The organism is Xenorhabdus ishibashii (genome assembly GCF_002632755.1).
Classification (GTDB): Bacteria; Pseudomonadota; Gammaproteobacteria; order Enterobacterales; family Enterobacteriaceae; genus Xenorhabdus; species Xenorhabdus ishibashii.
The window spans coordinates 454,184-471,176 of sequence record NZ_NJAK01000002.1 but is presented as its reverse complement, the minus strand read 5'-3'; the positions used below and the strand labels follow the sequence as shown (position 1 = coordinate 471,176).

The window sequence follows — 16,993 nt, the reverse complement described above, 5'->3', positions numbered from 1 at the left end:
TATTGCTTGCTATCTGCTTTTGGTGTTTGGTTGACCATAATTTGTTTTCCGTTGATGTTTTGTTAAAAAATCATCATTTAAGATTATTCAATTATAAAACAATTAGGATATACAAGGCACAAGGCGGTTATGGATAGTTTTTTGCCATTTTCTCGTCCTGCAATTGGCAGAGAAGAGATAGAAGCGGTAGAGAAAGTTTATATTCAGGTTGGATTACCACAGGCCCACAAAACCATCAGTTAGAGCAAGATTTTTCTCTTATGTTTGGATGCAAACATGCTATTGCTCTATGTTCTGCTACAGCGGGAATGCATTTGGCTTTGTTGGCATTAGTATAGGCCCAGGTGATGAAGTCATTACTCCTTCCCAAACTTGGGTTTCCACTATCAATATGATTTGTTTGTTGGGTGCTGAGCCTATCATGGTTGATGTTGATCGTGATACATTGATGGTCAGTGCAGAAACAATTAAAAAATCGATTACCCCAAAACCAGAGCAATAATTCCCGTCCATTATGCGGGAGCGCCTTGTGACCTTGACGCTCTTCGCGCTGTCGCTCAAGAAGTTAATATTCCCCTGATTGAAGATGCAGCCCATGCGGTCGGCACCCGTTATAAAAATGAATGGGTCGGAGAGCAGGGAACCGCAATCTTTTCTTTTCATGCTATTAAAACATGACCTGTGCAGAAGTGGCATGTTCGTTACAGATGATGATGAGCTTGCCCAACGGATCCGTTGTCTAAAATTTCATGGCTTAGCGGTGGATGCTTTTGATAGGCAAATTCAGGGTAGGAAACCTCAAGCGGAAGTGATTGAGCCAGGGTTTAAATACAACCTGTCAGATATTCATGCGGCGATGGCAGTTGTGCAACTAGGCAAACTGGCATCAATGAATGAACGTCGTCGGGAATTGGTGGCTCGCTATTCTGATGCTCTTATTGATTCACCCTTGCAATGCTGAAAGTTCCCGAATATGCGCATTTGCATTCCCACCATCTTTTTATGGTACGTGTTGACAAAAGTATCTGTGGTATTGACCGCGATACTTTTATGGCACGCTTAAAGGACAGAAATATTGGCACAGGTTTGCATTTCAGGGCCGCGCACACACAAAAATATTATCGTGAGCGTTATCCACAACTTTCCCTGCCTGTATCTGAGTGGAATTCGTCAACACTTTGTTCATTACCTCTTTCCCAGATATGAACAATGACGATGTAGATCGTGTCGTGAATGTGATAACTGAAATTCTTTCGGAGCGTAGTAAGTGACATTTGAGAAGATCAAAAAAGTTTCAGTCGTTATTCCTGTTTACAATGAAGAAGACAGTTTACCCCAGTTGCTGGAAAGAACTCTCGCAGCGTGCCAAAAATTAGAACAGAAATACGAATTAATTTTGGTTGATGATGGCAGCCATGATAGTTCCGCCGAGATCTTAACCCAGGCGGCTGAATCTCCAGAAAATCATGTGATTGCGATTTTGCTTAACCGTAATTATGGACAACATTCAGCAATTATGGCTGGTTTCCATCAAGCTGATGGTGATCTGGTTATTACACTTGATGCTGATTTACAAAACCCGCCAGAAGAAATCCCTCGTTTAGTTAAAACGGCAGAAGAAGGATATGACGTTGTGGGTACACGTCGTATTCATCGTCAAGATTCTTGGTTCCGTAAAACTGCTTCTAAAATAATCAATGCGATGATAACCAAAGCGACAGGGCGTTCAATGGGCGATTATGGTTGTATGTTGCGCGCCTATCGACGTCACATTGTAAGTGCGATGCTTCAATGCCATGAACGCAGCACGTTTATTCCCATCCTTGCCAACACATTTGCACGCAGAACAGTAGAGATTGATGTAGCCCATGCAGAGCGTGAGTTTGGGGACTCCAAATACAGTTTTATGAAACTGATAAACCTGATGTATGACCTTCTGACGTGCTTAACAACTGCACCATTGCGGTTATTAAGTGTAGCGGGAAGCATCATTGCCATAGCAGGTTTTTTATTGGCGGTGTTATTGATTGTTTTACGCCTTATATTTGGTTCAATGTGGGCTGCTGAAGGGGTGTTTACCCTGTTTGCTATTCTCTTTATGTTCATCGGAGCACAGTTCGTCGCCATGGGACTGTTGGGTGAATACATTGGTCGCATATATAACGATGTTCGTGCTCGTCCGCGCTATTTTATTCAAAAAGTGGTCGGAGTTAAGAAGACTAACGATAATCAGGAAGAAAGCTAATGAAAGCAGTTATTTTTGCCTATCACGATATTGGTTGTGTCGGACTTAATGCATTAGTAAAAGCGGGTTTTGATGTTCAGGCGGTATTTACTCATACTGATGATCCAAATGAAAATCATTTTTTCTCCTCTGTTGCACGTATCGGTGCTGATTTGGGTTTACCCGTGTTTGCACCAGAAAATGTGAATCACCCGCTTTGGGTTGAACGCATTCGTGAGATGAAACCCGATGTCATTTTCTCTTTTTACTATCGCAATATGCTGAGTCAGGAAATTCTGTCACTGGCTGAAAAAGGCTCATTTAACCTTCATGGCTCCTTGTTACCGAAATATCGTGGTCGTGCTCCGGTTAACTGGGCGGTACTCAATGGAGAGACCGAAACCGGTGTAACATTACATAGAATGCTGGAAAAGCCAGATGCGGGAGATATCATCGCGCAGCAGGCTGTACCAATTGCTGACAATGATACTTCCTTGATAGCTCATGGAAAAATACGCGAAGCAGCAGTTGAATTATTGGATCACATTCTGCCGCAAATAAAATCAGGTCATTATCCGTCAATTCCACAGGATGAAAGCCAGGCAACTTATTTTGGCCGCCGCACCGCCGAAGATGGTGAAATAGCGTGGAATAGATCTGCCAAAGAAATTAATAACTTAGTCAGGGCAGTGACAGAGCCATATCCAGGAGCATTTACTTTTCTCGGTGAGCGTAAGATTACGATTTGGCGTTCACGCCCACTTAATCAATCCCACGGAAAACGCCCAGGCACTGTAATCTCGGCTGATCCATTTGTGATTGCTTGTGGTGATGGTGCACTGGAAATTATTAGCGGCCAGGGGGAGGCGGGGCTTTATGTTCAAGGTAATCGATTAGCTCTTGAGATAGGCATTGTAGCTGGGGCTTATGTTGGTCCCAGAGCGACAACCCAAGTCAGTCGTCGTAAGCGTGTACTCATTTTGGGCGTCAATGGATTCATTGGTAATCACCTGACTGAACGATTGTTGAGTGATGGCAATTATGATATTTACGGGATGGACATTGGCTCTTCTGCCATTGAACGATTTATTGGCAATCCTCGCTTTCACTTCATCGAAGGTGATATCAGCATTCATACCGAGTGGATTGAATATCACATCAAAAAATGTGATGTCATCCTGCCATTAGTGGCAATTGCAACTCCGATTGAATATACCCGTAATCCTTTGCGAGTCTTTGAACTGGATTTTGAAGAGAACCTTAAAATTGTTCGTTATTGTGTTAAGTACAATAAACGGATTGTTTTCCCATCCACATCCGAGGTTTACGGTATGTGTGATGATAAAGAATTTGATGAAGATACTTCACGTCTGATTATTGGACCTATTAATAAACAGCGTTGGATCTATTCAGTTTCAAAACAATTACTTGATCGAGTTATTTGGGCATATGGCACACAAGATGGCCTGAAATTCACCTTATTCCGCCCGTTTAACTGGATGGGGCCAAGGCTGGATAACCTAAATTCAGCGCGTATTGGGAGTTCAAGAGCCATTACCCAACTAATTTTGAACTTGGTGGAAGGTTCACCGATTAAATTGGTGGATGGGGGAGAGCAAAAACGCTGTTTCACTGATATCCATGATGGCATTGAAGCACTGTTTAGGATCATCGAAAATCGGGATGGGTTATGCGATAGCCAGATAATCAATATCGGTAATCCAACAAATGAAGCAAGCATCCGCCAGTTGGCCGAAATGTTATTAGATAGCTTTGAGAAACATGCGTTGCGAGGGCACTTCCCCCCATTTGCTGGATTCAAGAAGATTGAGAGCAGTAGTTATTATGGGCAAGGCTATCAGGATGTTGCACACCGCAAACCCAGCATTAAAAACGCCGAGCGTCTGTTAGGTTGGAAACCCACTATTGATATGAAGCAAACCATTGATGAAACATTGGATTTCTTTCTGCGTGGAGCAGTTGAAGAATCCAAAGGGAATGATTGAAAAATCAATTGTAAAACGGGAATAGCGTAATGAAAAAAGTTGGTTTAAGAATTGATGTGGACACTTATCAAGGCACTAAGGAAGGTGTACCACGGTTGCTTGAAGTTTTACAAAAGCACCATATTCAAGCCAGCTTTTTCTTCAGTGTTGGGCCGGACAATATGGGGCGCCATTTATGGCGCCTGTTACGACCGAAGTTTCTCTGGAAGATGTTGAGATCAAATGCAGTGTCTCTCTATGGTCTGGATATTTTGTTGGCTGGTACAGCCTGGCCGGGGAAAAAGATTGCAAAAGATTTAGGGTATTTGATGAAACAAACAATGGATGCAGGCCATGAAGTTGGTTTACATGCATGGGATCATCAAGGTTGGCAGGCAAAAGTAGGGCGTTGGTCGGAGAATGAATTAGCAGAACAAGTGAAGTTAGGTGTTGATGCTTTGGAAAAGGCAACTGGGAAAGCCGTTACATGCTCAGCCGTTGCGGGTTGGCGAGCCGATGAGCATGTTCTGGCTGTTAAACAGCGTTTTGGTTTTGATTACAACAGTGATTGCCGCGGAACACATCCATTCAGGCCACTTTTGCCCGATGGAAAAATGGGAACTGTACAAATTCCTGTCACATTACCTACCTATGATGAAGTTGTTGGAACACAAGTCAGCGATGCAGATTTTAATCACTTTATCCTTGACGCGATTAAAAGTGATCGTGGAGTTCCTGTTTATACGATCCATACCGAAGTCGAAGGTATGTCGAAATCTGAACAGTTTGCGACATTGCTGGATATGCTCCATCAACAAAATATTCAGTTTTGTAAATTAAGCCATTTGTTACCGGAAAATAGGGATACGCTCCCTGTTGGGAAAATTGTTCGTTCGTGTTTTCCTGGTCGTGAAGGCTGGTTAGGCTGCCAACAAGAGGTATAACACAGATGTTGAACACGCGGACGAGTAAAGCAGGAGCCGTTCTGATGGCTCTTTTTTTTGTTCTTACTTACTTATTGCCTCTAAATAGTCGTCTATTATGGCAACCGGATGAAACTCGGTATGCTGAAATTAGTCGGGAAATGCTGCAACGTGGAGATTGGATCGTACCTTACTTCTTGGATATTCGCTATTTTGAAAAACCAGTAGCAGGATATTGGATCAACAACATTAGCCAGTGGCTTTTTGGAGACAGTAATTTTGCTGTTCGTTTTGGCTCTGTGCTTAGTATCCTAATCAGCACATTTCTCCTCCATCGTTTGGCAATGATGATGTGGCAATGTCGCCAGACGGCTTTCGTTTCCAGCCTGATTTATATTTCCATGTTTATTGTTTTTTCCATTGGCACTTACAGTGTCCTTGATCCCATGTTTTCTTTATGGGTTACAGCAGGGATTGTGAGCTGTTATTGGGCGCTTAAGGCTGTGACGATCCGAGAACAAATTTTGGCATGGTCTGTTTTGGGTTTGGCCTGTGGTATGGCTTTTATGACAAAAGGATTTCTGGCATTGGCACTACCCGTGATGACCATGATACCCATCACGATATACCAGAAACGCTTTTGGACAATGGTTCGTTTTGGGCCTCTTGCCGTGATTTTTGCTATTTTGATCAGCATGCCGTGGGTGATCGCGATTGCTGTGCGTGAGCCGGATTACTGGCATTATTTCTTTTGGATAGAGCATATACAGCGTTTTGCTTCTGAAAAAGCTCAGCATATTGCGCCTGTTTGGTATTACTTGCCCGTATTAATTTTAGGGGTTATTCCGTGGTTAGGATTACTGCCAGGTGCTTTAATCAAAAGTTGGCAAGAGAAAAAAAATCACCCGGAAATGTTTTTCTTGTTTTGTTGGTTTGTTGTTCCATTTATATTTTTTAGCATCGCAAAAGGAAAACTGCCGACTTACGTTTTACCTTTTATCGGCCCTTTAGCATTGATGATGGCAAAATATGGTGTCGATTGTGCCAAAAATGGCAAAATGAAGGCATTGAAAATAAATGGATTGATAAATGTTTTTATCGGATTACTCGCCATTTTAACCCTTTTTGCTATGGAAACTTTAAAGGCTCCCCCACTTTATCAACCCGATGAATGGTTGAAATGGATTATGGGAATTATTGCCTTTGGCGTTTGGGGGGGAATTGGTTTTCTTTGCTTTATTCACGATGGTAAATATTGGTTATGGGCCGCTGCTTGTTCAATTATGCTCAGCTTATCCATAGGTAGTGCATTGCCTGACAAGACAATCAACTCCAAACTTCCTCAGCACTTTATTCAACAAAACGAAAAAGAGTTAGCTGACAGTCAATATATTTTGACCCAATCGGTTGGCGTGGGTTCGGCGATTGCGTGGGAATTAAAGCGCAGTGATATTTACCTGCTTGATCGTTCAGGGGAATTAGAATACGGGCTTGATTACCCTGACAGCCGATACCGATACATCACAGAGAAAGAATTCCCTGCATGGTTGGCGGAAACACGCAAAAAAGGTCAAGTCGCTGTTGTTTTTCTATTGCCCTCAGGAGGTGAGTTGTCTGAATTGCCGAAACCAGATTTTGTGCGGCGTAATCATAGATTAGTGCTTGTGATTTACAAGAAACAGTCATGATCAGCAATATAACATTATTGATTTTGGTTAGCTTACTGACTTGTGCGGGGCAATTATGCCAGAAACAGGCGGTTAGTTGTTGGCAGAAAAAAGATACCCCACATAAGGTGGTATCTATGGTCATATGGTTGTCCAGTGCTATTCTTCTGTTGGGTATAGGGATGATATTTTGGTTGCGATTATTGCAATTTCTGCCACTGAGTATCGCTTACCCTCTGCTGAGTATAAATTTTGTCATAGTGACTTTGATTGGACAATTCCTGTATCAGGAAAAGGTGGGGTTAAAGCACTGGATGGGGATTTTTGCCATTATGTTTGGCATCTTATTGATGAGTTTGAGTCAATGAAAGGTTATCTTTGGGGGATGGCGAGTGTCTTGCTGATCACTGTAGCGCAATTGTTATTGAAGTGGGGAGTTGCCCATCTGCCGGAACTTTCGTTATCAATGCATTGGCTGGATATCAACTGGTTTTGGGCAAATCACAATCCTTTGCTGATGATTATGGCAGGATTGGCGGGTTATATATTATCCATGTTATGTTGGTTTTTTACATTGAAATATCTGCCATTGAATAAAGCATACCCTATTATTAGTTTGAGTTACGCCTTTGTTTATTTAATGGCGGCTTTATTACCTTGGTTCAGTGAAACTATTTCACTGTTAAAAACGTCGGGCGTTTTTTTTATCTTATTGGGTATTTGGTTAATCAGCAAACCAGAAAAAAAACAATCTCATTGATTATGGTTACCGCATAATATTTCGGTGGAAATCAAACGTTGATTTTGTCACCCAACGAAGGACGTTAATTCGAGGGTGAGCAACATTTTGAATACATGACCTTTTTTAAAAATGTGTCCGAAAGTTATTGAGCACTACATAACACCAATAGGGCAACGATAGCGGACAGTGTCGTCTGCGCGTGGGCGTTTTTTTATGCTATAGTAGGCCACCTATGATGCTCTCCAGTTTAAATTTTCACAATACAAAGGGGAGCCATTTAGGGTGCTGGTAATCCCAAAATAGCCAAAACAACCTTAAATGCACTAAAATGAGCAAAAATAGTAATTCAGAAAATTCAGTATAATAAATAGTGAGTAATGGCGGGGGTTGACAATGAAATTGAGGTGTTTATTTTTTCTATCCAGCTTGTTTCTTATTGGTTGTACCAATCCTGTTTCCAGGCCTAATTCCTCTCCACTAAAGGTTGCTCTCTCTGATCCGATAATGGTTATTGCTCAGTTAAAAGATCAACTCAAACGATGGCAGAATACGCCATATCGTTATGGTGGAATGGATAGGCATGGTATTGATTGTTCCGGTTTTGTGTACCGAACTTTTTCTGATCGCTTTAATATCCAGCTTCCTCGCACAACAAGTGAACAAATGAACATAGGCACGCGGATAAGTAAAGATGATCTGATGCCAGGCGATCTGGTTTTTTTCAAAATCGGTAGTGGAAAAAGTGAGTTACATGTGGGCATTTATGATACTAACAACCAGTTTATTCATGCATCTACAAGTAAAGGCGTAATACGCTCTTCTCTTGATAATGTATATTGGCGTCGTGTTTTTTGGCAAGCCCGTAGGATTTAACGTCACTTCCATTTCATCATTGTTCCATTATAAATAGAGTTCCGCAATATTGGCGCTATTTTGGGTTGTGTACTTATTTTTTGCGGCATCTCTATTTTAGAATACTTATTCTTTATGAGGTTTATTCCTCACAATGTAGGAACGTCTTCAACTCAGGCAGATGTCCGTTTTCCCGGAATTTAGCGGGTGTAGTATTAAAATGTTTTTTAAATATTCGGGTAAATGTAGCTTGAGAGCTAAAACCATATTGAAGCGCAATGTCAAGGATGGGTAAATTGCCTTCACGTAAAGATCTGGCTGCTTCATGGAGACGACGACGGCGCACATATTGACCTAAAGTACAGCCTTTTAATTCCTTAAAAATTCGTTGTAAATGCCATTTTGAGTAACCACTTTTGTGGGCTATAGCATCTATTTTAATACCTTCATTCCGTTGAAGTTGGCTTTCTAACCATCTTACAATATCGTTGATAATATTTTCTAACATGTTTACCTTCCACATAGGTGGGATTTTGCTAAAAATACATTGATAAATAATTAGCTAACCCGAATTCTGCTTAAGCCATCATTGGAACAGCGTCTTCTGAGTAGAAAACTTTCAGTGATGGTTTTTTCAATTTAAGGCAGTAAGCGATCAGTCCACCTAAAACGGTCAACATAAATCCTCTTATACTTCGGTGGCGAGAGTGCTCTATCTGAGAAATTAATTTTAATTGGCCATTAATCGTTTCAATGATAAAACGCTTTTTTAACATTATCTTATCCCACTCAGCTTGCATACGGGCTTTCATGTTACGCCGTTTTTTCGTGATGAAAGTGACACCGCTGTTGGCTAAATCGTCCGCCAATTCCTGACTCAGATAACCTTTATCGCCGTAAAGAGAACCCATTAATTCTGTGGTTAATTCGCGAACCGGTTCCCGATCATCCACATTACCGGCCGTGACTTTAAGCGCGAGAATTTCCCCCTGATGATTGACAACCAAGTGTAATTTGAAACCATAAAACCATCCCATTGAATTTTTTCCACGCTGTGCGATCCCCGCAAAGACCTTATGTCGAGGGATGCGAATGTTATGGCAGACACTCAAACTGGTGGAATCAATAAAAGCAATGCCTGTGGGTTTCCCTTTTAATTGAGTCAGATAGCTGCATAATGGCACCAAAACGGAAGGGGCAACGCTGATAAAACGGGTATAACTGAGTAAAGTGGCGAAGTCGCGGTGGTGGTATTGCCAAATATGTTTCAAATAAAAATTTTTAAAATCACGGTAATGCGACATATGAAAAAGGATCAAAATGGTCATGATTTCACTGGGATACATATGACCTTGTCGGCGGCGTAAACGATGCCCACTCTCAAGGCAAAATTGTTCCCATTGAGGAATGAAAAAACGGCAAAAATCATCGACATCACAGAAAATTTCAACTAACTTGTCCATAGCCTGTTCCCCCTCGGAGTTGTTTTCGGTGTGCACCAAAACTTTGCTCCTGGAACAGGCTTCTCGTCAATTTCTTATCCAGAATTCGGGTTAGCTATGTTATTGTGCGAGCCATTTTAAGAATTTCTTTTTTATCGTATACGCAAAATGTGCGGCTTCAGGTTAATAGCTGTTATCTATGATTTATTTTTTCGCTTATAAAATAAACCACCGCACCAGATGCTCATCAGATTTTAATGTAAGTGGTATTATGCCCCGCATTATAAATTATAAACGAGGATGTAATGCAGCCGTATATTATCTATTTAACCAAAAAGCTGGTTTTTTTTATTTTTTACGCATTAGTGATAGCAGGAGTTACAGGTTTACTCTTTCTGGATGTTAATTACCTGAAAAATGGTGTGCATGAGGATTCATTGACTGAGGTTTTTCAGGAGTTAACTTTGTTGGTTATTGCTGTTTTGCTGTTTTATGAAGTTAAGAAAAATGTAAAGTTACGCCCGTCATTGATATTAATGGCTGGTTTTTTCAGTTGTCTTCTGATTAGAGAATTAGACATCTATTTTGATAATCTCCTCTTTCATGGTGCATGGTCATGGTTTGCGATCCCGCTCGCTTTAGTCTGTATTGGGTATGCCTGCAAAAATGGGCAACAAACTCTCTCTGGACTTGTCCATTTCACACGTCACCAAAGTTATTCTATGATGGCTTGTGGCCTGTTGTGTGTACTGGTGTTTTCCCGTTTATTTGGCATGGGGGCGCTGTGGCAGGGTTTGATGGATGAACATTTTAACCGGACGGTTAAAAATATGGTGGAAGAAGGCTGTGAAATGTTGGGGTATGCCCTGTGTCTTATTGCTACACTTTGGTATTTGCCTTCAGCCCGTAAGCAACGTATTTCTAAAAATATTCATTAATTTCAAACTATTTTGAGTCCAATTTTTACTTATTCAAGGCAAAATTTGCCGATCACAACAAAGTTTGCCTTTTTTATCTGTATCGCATTATAAAAAGGGAATAAACGCTAACCTTTTATTGCCGGAGATAGATTTGTGGCTGATGAGTTTCAGGATGCTGCATAACACCCAAGTCGGCTTGATACCATTGTTTAAGAATATCGTCACGCAGTACCTCTTGTGGAGTACCGGAAGCAACTAATCGGCCTTTGTGCAATAAGATAATCTTATCGGCGTAAAGTGATGCCAGATTCAAATCATGTAGTACACAACAGGCAGCAATGGGATGCTTTCGTGTCAGGCGGTGAACCAATCGCAATGTATGTTGCTGGTGATAAAGATCTAATGCTGACGTGGGTTCATCCAAAAACAGACAAGATTCGGTCGGTTCAGGGTGCCAAAGTTGAGTTAAAACTCTGGCCAGTTGAACCCGTTGCTGTTCTCCCCCTGATAATTGCTGATAATTCCTGTTTCTCAATTCTTCACACTCTGTCAGTGCAATCGCTTCATCAATGGCGGTTTTTTTGTGGGCATTTTCATGGGGAACACGTCCCATAGCGATGACTTCCTCTACGCTAAAAGGAAAGGAGAGGGCGCTATATTGCCGCATGACTGCACGAATGCGAGCCAGTTGCTGAGTTGGCCAGCGGGAAATAGGCATTCCTTTTAACAGACAATTTCCTGAACTGGGTGGGATATAGCCAGTCAATAGACGTAACAGTGTTGATTTTCCCGCCCCGTTTGGACCAATAATTGCAACAACTTCCCCTTGGTGCAGGGAAAGGGAAACATCCTTGATTATCTGGCGCTGCCCGATGAAATAATTTAAATTTTGCGCTTCCAGTAAATTATTTGACATGATCGGCTCCATTATCAACGGTTTCTTGATGGCTTAAGAATGAGCCATAAAAAATAGGGGGCACCGATCAAACCAGTGATAAGGCCTACTGGCATTTCAGCAGGGGAAACAAGTGTTCTGGCTAATGTATCGGCTTTTAACAGGAGACATGCACCACCCAGAGCAGATATCGGTAATAGCCAAGTATGATCTCCCCCAAATCGCTGTCTGGCAAGGTGTGGAATGACTAAGCCAATAAAACCAATGACACCGGTCAAAGCAACCGCACATCCAACCAATAAGGCACTTAACAGCAATAATTGATATTTGGTGCGCTGGACGTTAACGCCTAAATAGTGCGCTTCTTCATCTCCCAGTTGCAACAAATTGAGTTTACGTGACTGACTGATTGCCAGTATACAAACAGGAATGATGAGTGATGCAGCAATAGCTAATGTTGGCCACTCGATTTGGCTGAGTGAACCCATCATCCAAATGGAAAATTGGCGTAATTGTTGGTCGTTACTGATATAACTCAATACGCCAATAAATGACGCACATAGTGCATTAATGGCGATGCCTGCAAGGAGTAACTTTGACAGGTTGCCGTGATTATATTTATTAAGAATGAATATCAGGGATGATACCAATAAACTGCCAATAAACGCTGCAATAATATGTCCGTACAACGTAATGCTGGCAGGTAAAGCGAAAGGCAACACAATAAACATTGCGACGGTAAGTGCTGCACCACTACTGATCCCTAATAGCCCAGGATCGGCCAGAGGGTTACGGAATAACCCTTGCATTACTGCACCAGATACAGCCAGCGCGCCTCCAACAAGGATCGCCAGCAAAATACGTGGTAACCGAATATTTAACCAAATTTGCCACTGTGGGTCATCCAAAGAGGCCCCCCACAGTGTTTTAAAAGAGAGTGGCAATGCCCCCATATTTGCTGAACTAATTGCCAGAAAGAGTAGCAATAAGCTCAGCACTATCACACCGAGACTGGGGGAACGGGAGTGATTCATTGCACTTTCTCCGCGGCATCACGGACTTGTTTCATTACAGCAGGTGTTTGCAGACCAAATCCAAGCAGGCCCATTTCATCAACAACCACAACCTGTTTTTTCTTTCCAGCAGGTGTGAAACTTAACCCTGGGAGTTGCCAAATTTTATCCATTCCACCTAACGTTTTTAGCCCTTCGGTACTGACTAGCAGTAAATCAGGCTTGCTGGCAATAACACCCTCTTGAGATAAAGGACGGTATCCCTGAAAACCTTGCATCGCATTTTTTGCACCAATAGCCCGAATAATTTGATCGGCTGCGGTTTTCTGACCAGCCGCCATTGGCATGATACCTCCATGACTCATAACAAAGACGATTTTGGTGGAAATATCTGACGTGGCTATATTTGCAAGCTGTTGCCGATATTGAACAATCAATGCTTCACCACGTTTTTCCTGGTTGACCGCCTTGGCGACGGTCATGATTTTTGCAGGAACGGCTTCTAACGAGGTTTCGCTGGTTACTTTAATGACTTTTACACCGGAATCTTCGACTTGCTTGAGTGCCAGAGAAGGTTGAGCTGCCTCACTTGCAATCACGAGTGATGGGCGCATGGATAGAATCCCTTCTGAATTCAACATCCTCATATACCCGACATCGGGTAAAGAGAGCAGTTCCTTGGGATTTTGGCTGGTACTGTCCCTTGCGACAACGTGCTGTCCTTCGCCAAGTGCAAAAACAATTTCAGACACATCGCCACCAATGGTAACAATGCGTTCAGCAGAGAACACATTGAAAGAGATGGCAAGCATAAATGTTAGAAGCCATTTTTTCATGCTACACAAGTTTCCTGTTCTGGTTGCAGTTTAGGTAAAGCAGCAATTTGTTCACGCCATTGGGCTTGCTCAGGAGTGCCTTCAGTGCGTTGGCCGTACAACTGTGCGATTTGGTTGCCGTTGGCATCAAACAATTCAAGGCTGGTGACGAAGCCACAATCAGTCGGTTTGCGGGTCACCCAGCTTTCTGCGATAGCACTTTCAATCAGATGTAGGGTGAAATTGCGATTGAAAATGTTGAGCCATTTCTGAGAAGAATTTTCTTCCTGATAAGGCATCAGGCGTTCCAATTTACCCGTGAAAATCTGGACACAACCACGGTTTCCGACAAAGATCATGATTTCGTTTTGATCTTTATAGGCAACTTCAACAATTTGAGTGAGCGCTGAATTATCCACACGATAAGCCAAATCATCTTTAACTGCATTGAAAATCTGCTGGCGGTTAAGATTGTGACGTTTCATCATGATGAAGAATTGATGAACGTCAGTCATGGCACGCCATTCCTCATCTAGCTGTGTTTTCAGTTGTTCTGTGACTTCTGCATGTTCAGGTACTTCTTCCGGTTGGATTTTCAGCACTGGGTTTTCACTCGTCTGATATTTTTCAATCAGTGCATCCCATGCAGCCATATCGGTGTTGCTGGTGGCATATACTTTATGCAACGCATCGCCTTGGCGGTCAAAAAATTGAATGCTATGACGCACACCATTCTTGGCGGGTTCAACTAAAGAGAAAACGCTATTCCAGTGTTCGAAGAATAGGCGCAGGTCAAGCTCGCGCGGATTAAGGATCAAACCAACATGTGGACTAAATTTGGTATTTTCGTAGCGGCCAATATGTTCATGAACGGCGAAGTCATTACGGGTAATCGCCTTGGTTTCACCAACTGTTGCCAGTTCCTGAAGCAGAGTCGATGCGTCAATATTCAAACGTTTTGCGTCGATACCAACACGGCTATGCAATAACTCTCCTTCGCTGACGCTGAGGTAAGCCGCCAGATCGCGGGCATATTTAGCTTTATTTTCTGCCTTGGCTTGTAGGTAACGTTCATAAAGTGATTGATTCACAGTTGCTAGCTCCTTAAAAAGGGTGTTTAAAAACAATTTCTATTTAAAATCGAGATAATAGGCTGTTTATTCTTTTACCACTGGTAGCTCACAAACAGTTTGGCGTTGCGGCCATGTTGTGGCGCGCCCAGTGATGAGTAATAGGCTTTATCAAAAGCGTTACCCAGTACAACGGAGGTAGTTAGCCCTTTTAATGTTCCGGTGCCGTGGTAGCTGACATAGAAGTCATTGACGCCATAACCTGCGTATTGGGTGATTTTCTGTCCACGTTCATTTCTATCACCGTTTACTCCTCTGAGGTTGGTATGTTGGGTAAATTTACCAATCCATCCAATGGAAAAGCCTGTTGTAGACAATGGAATATCCAAAGTGCTAGTCAGAGTATCAGGACTAAGTGACTCTATAGATGCTCCAGTTTTCTCATTCTTACCCGTTGTACGGTTGTAAGCGAGATCCCAGGAGAACCAATCAGAGTTATACGTCACAGAAACATCCCAACCCCAAATTTTAGCCTTTGGAATATTAACGGATGTCGTAAACCTACTATCGGATGTCACAGTAGAAGATATATAGTCTTTCGCTTGGGTATCAAAATAGCTGGCTTTAAATTTCAGATCATCATTGCTGGAAAACAACTCATCGAAACGCAGTCCGAAACCATACTCCTGAGTTTCATTGCTTTCAGGACGTAAATTTGGATTTGGTTTCCAATAATTTGTAATTCCAGGACCGCCTTTCCTTGAAGGCATATAGAAATGTTTCGAATCGTTATACATTTCGCCCATAGTTGGGGAACGGAATGCCTGGGAATAGGAGGCAAATAGCATTGACCAATCTGTAGGGGTAATACTAATGGCGCCTTTTGATGACCATTTGTCAGCACTGATATCATCATATTTATTATTTGAGGCTTTGTAATTGTCGTAACGTGTACCCACAATAAATGAGACTGGTAAATCACGCAGGGTCATTTCATCTTGAATCCAGCCAGATGCGAAATGAATATTTGCGTTGGGAAAACCTTCTACAATGCTGCTGCTTGGCTTTTGTTTTTGTTTATAGGCTTCGCCACCATAAGTAAATTGGTGTGCTGCGAAGGCAGTAGTTCCAAAATGGGAACGGTTTTCAAGTTTTATACCATAAGTCTCTTGTTTACGGCCTTCAAAGCCCTTGTCTTTGCTTCTGTTATTAATATTGATATCGGAATAATAAATATCTGCTTTGGCATTTAACCAGCCATATTTTTCTGGATTCAATTGATAAGAAAGTTGAGCATCACGTTGTGCAGTGGTGCGTTCTACCCGTTGACTGTCATCTTTGTTTGGCAGTTGTGGATTTTTAGGTTCATGTGCTTCATTGCGGTAATAACGCAAGTTGCCGCTGAGTTTTTGGTTTTCGTCTATTTTCCAAGAGCCTTTTACCACCGCGTTGCCAATGGTTTCGTCATTATGCTCTTTTACACCATTCCCGAAACGGATATTGCCCACATCACGGGTACCAAATGCAACTAACCCATCAAACTGTTCGGTTTTACCGAATGCAGCTCCCCCAAATCCCAGGCTGTGATCACCGCTACCTGCGCGACTAAAGACACGAAAACCCGTATTTTTGCCTTCTTCCAATAAATCTGTGGCATCAACGGTTTGATAGGCAATAACCCCCCCAAAGCACCACTGCCATAAAGTAGTGCTGACGGGCCACGGACAACTTCAACTTGTTTAATCAAAGCGGGATCGAGGAACACACCATTGAGGTGTCCGGTATTACTCCCTTGCCGAATACCATCAACAAGCGTTAATACCCCCTTTTGGGTATAACCCGAATACTGATATCCTGTCCATTGGCACGACCAACGCCAGCGACATCAATTCCCGGAATATTGCGCAGTAAATCATTTGCGTTGCCTGCAACCTGATTGCTGGCTGAATTGCCTTCAATGACTGTAACCATCATAGGAGCTTCAAAACTGTCACGTTGGTTGCCAGTGGCATAGACAGTTACAGTGTCTTTGGAAGATTTCTCTTTCTTGGAATGTACTGTTTCCGAAGGTACTGTTGTGGCATTCGCAGAAGATAAACTCGCGAAGATGAGTACACTTAATGTAGACAGTTTTAGATTTGGTGATTTAATTAAAGTCATGCAAGTCAATTTCCATAGTGAAATAGCGTGTTCCTATGAACACAATCAACCGATATATCACTGTTATTCGACAATGATTTTGTTAGATCTTTTATAGCGTCAGAGCTGACCATCAATGCAATTGATCTTTATAGGATCGTTGGGTGGATCAGGGAGAATCTGCTGTTGCAGGCGACTTATGTAGCAACGTTGGCGATGTGCTAATTTTTCCATAACTAATATTGAACAGTAATTATTCTTATATTGAGAATAATTATCGTTTCAATTGGGGTTGACTTCAAGCTC

Annotated in this window: 14 protein-coding genes and 2 pseudogenes; 9 read left to right on the top strand and 7 right to left on the bottom strand. The window is 42.1% G+C overall.

Translation table 11 applies throughout. The features are described 5' to 3' along the window. Nucleotides 1-129: 129 nt before the first annotated feature. From arnB to Xish_RS17640, 8 genes and pseudogenes are all read left to right on the top strand, one after another. A pseudogene (gene arnB, locus Xish_RS17675) lies at nucleotides 130-1,271 on the top strand (UDP-4-amino-4-deoxy-L-arabinose aminotransferase). After that, entirely contained in the window at nucleotides 1,268-2,245 is a 978-nt protein-coding gene (arnC, locus tag Xish_RS17670) for an undecaprenyl-phosphate 4-deoxy-4-formamido-L-arabinose transferase (protein WP_099118598.1), read from the top strand. The pseudogene arnB and the gene arnC overlap by 4 nt, the downstream one beginning before the upstream one ends. After that, on the top strand, nucleotides 2,245-4,230 hold the full coding sequence (gene arnA, locus Xish_RS17665) for a bifunctional UDP-4-amino-4-deoxy-L-arabinose formyltransferase/UDP-glucuronic acid oxidase ArnA (protein WP_099118599.1): 1,986 nt from the start codon (nucleotides 2,245-2,247) through the stop codon (nucleotides 4,228-4,230). The genes arnC and arnA overlap by 1 nt, the downstream gene beginning before the upstream one ends. 29 nt (nucleotides 4,231-4,259) lie before the next feature. Continuing rightward, a complete protein-coding gene (gene arnD / locus Xish_RS17660; RefSeq protein WP_099118600.1) occupies nucleotides 4,260-5,153 on the top strand; it encodes a 4-deoxy-4-formamido-L-arabinose-phosphoundecaprenol deformylase in 894 nt (297 codons plus the stop codon). 5 nt (nucleotides 5,154-5,158) lie between these two features. Continuing rightward, nucleotides 5,159-6,820, top strand: coding sequence for a lipid IV(A) 4-amino-4-deoxy-L-arabinosyltransferase (gene arnT / locus Xish_RS17655; protein ID WP_099118601.1), 1,662 nt, complete (start codon nucleotides 5,159-5,161; stop codon nucleotides 6,818-6,820). Continuing rightward, a complete protein-coding gene (gene arnE, locus Xish_RS17650; RefSeq protein ID WP_099118602.1) occupies nucleotides 6,817-7,167 on the top strand; it encodes a 4-amino-4-deoxy-L-arabinose-phosphoundecaprenol flippase subunit ArnE in 351 nt (116 codons plus the stop codon). The genes arnT and arnE overlap by 4 nt, the downstream gene beginning before the upstream one ends. Next, entirely contained in the window at nucleotides 7,164-7,559 is a 396-nt protein-coding gene (gene arnF / locus Xish_RS17645) for a 4-amino-4-deoxy-L-arabinose-phosphoundecaprenol flippase subunit ArnF (protein WP_099118603.1), read from the top strand. Before arnE ends, arnF begins: the two co-directional genes overlap by 4 nt. Before the next feature lie 375 nt (nucleotides 7,560-7,934). Continuing rightward, on the top strand, nucleotides 7,935-8,414 hold the full coding sequence (locus Xish_RS17640; protein WP_099118604.1) for a C40 family peptidase: 480 nt from the start codon (nucleotides 7,935-7,937) through the stop codon (nucleotides 8,412-8,414). A gap of 121 nt (nucleotides 8,415-8,535) precedes the next feature. Here Xish_RS17640 and Xish_RS17635 read toward each other — a convergent pair whose 3' ends face one another. Beyond that, entirely contained in the window at nucleotides 8,536-8,901 is a 366-nt protein-coding gene (locus Xish_RS17635) for a helix-turn-helix domain-containing protein (RefSeq protein WP_099118605.1), read from the bottom strand. A gap of 70 nt (nucleotides 8,902-8,971) precedes the next feature. Then, nucleotides 8,972-9,856 carry an IS982 family transposase gene (locus tag Xish_RS17630; RefSeq protein ID WP_099116568.1) on the bottom strand — a complete coding sequence of 295 codons (885 nt, stop codon included), beginning with the start codon at nucleotides 9,854-9,856 and terminating at the stop codon, nucleotides 8,972-8,974. Between the two features lie 284 nt (nucleotides 9,857-10,140). On the opposite strand from Xish_RS17630, the gene Xish_RS17625 reads away from it, so the two are divergent. Next, a complete protein-coding gene (locus Xish_RS17625) occupies nucleotides 10,141-10,773 on the top strand; it encodes a hypothetical protein (RefSeq protein WP_099119120.1) in 633 nt (210 codons plus the stop codon). A gap of 115 nt (nucleotides 10,774-10,888) precedes the next feature. Here Xish_RS17625 and Xish_RS17620 read toward each other — a convergent pair whose 3' ends face one another. From Xish_RS17620 to Xish_RS17600, 5 genes and pseudogenes are all read right to left on the bottom strand, one after another. Next, entirely contained in the window at nucleotides 10,889-11,683 is a 795-nt protein-coding gene (locus tag Xish_RS17620; protein WP_099119119.1) for a heme ABC transporter ATP-binding protein, read from the bottom strand. A 2-nt stretch (nucleotides 11,684-11,685) separates the two neighbouring features. Beyond that, nucleotides 11,686-12,684, bottom strand: a complete 999-nt coding sequence (locus tag Xish_RS17615; RefSeq protein ID WP_099119118.1) for a FecCD family ABC transporter permease — start codon at nucleotides 12,682-12,684, stop codon at nucleotides 11,686-11,688. Beyond that, nucleotides 12,681-13,499, bottom strand: coding sequence for a heme/hemin ABC transporter substrate-binding protein (locus tag Xish_RS17610; RefSeq protein ID WP_099119117.1), 819 nt, complete (start codon nucleotides 13,497-13,499; stop codon nucleotides 12,681-12,683). Before Xish_RS17610 ends, Xish_RS17615 begins: the two co-directional genes overlap by 4 nt. Further along, the gene (locus Xish_RS17605; protein WP_099119116.1) at nucleotides 13,496-14,569 is read right to left on the bottom strand and encodes a hemin-degrading factor; all 1,074 of its coding nucleotides are present in this window, start codon (nucleotides 14,567-14,569) and stop codon (nucleotides 13,496-13,498) included. Before Xish_RS17605 ends, Xish_RS17610 begins: the two co-directional genes overlap by 4 nt. A gap of 74 nt (nucleotides 14,570-14,643) precedes the next feature. Beyond that, nucleotides 14,644-16,708 (bottom strand): annotated as a pseudogene (locus tag Xish_RS17600) (TonB-dependent hemoglobin/transferrin/lactoferrin family receptor). Nucleotides 16,709-16,993 lie beyond the last annotated feature (285 nt).